Here is a 333-nt window from a genome sequence, read left to right on the forward strand (position 1 = left end):
CATTATGAGATTTAAATCTTTCGATTAAATTGGAAGTAAAACCAGTATAATTTTTCTTAAATTTTTCAGAATAAAGAATGTAAACAACAAATTCAGCCATATTTCAAAACGCTATAAACAAAAAAACACCACTTGTAGAAATGGTGTTTTACTTAGTAGCGGGAACAGGACTCGAACCTGTGTCCGCCGCGGCGGATATGAGCCCGACGAGTTAATTGTTGAGAATCAAATTTTTAATAAATTCTCTTCCAATTCCAGTTTTTAAATATTTTTCTTTTTTGATAGCTTCAGCTTTTGCATCGAAAAATTCAACATAAATTACTTTCCATGGTC

1 protein-coding gene is annotated in these 333 nt (G+C 31.5%); it reads right to left on the reverse strand.

The window, feature by feature from the left end:
• The coding region (locus DMB65_RS22615) for a GIY-YIG nuclease family protein (RefSeq protein WP_165834861.1) at positions 1-100 on the reverse strand (100 nt) is incomplete at its 3' end.
• Positions 101-333: the final 233 nt, after the last annotated feature.

This window comes from Flavobacterium cheongpyeongense (assembly GCF_003202435.1).
Classification (GTDB): Bacteria; Bacteroidota; Bacteroidia; order Flavobacteriales; family Flavobacteriaceae; genus Flavobacterium; species Flavobacterium cheongpyeongense.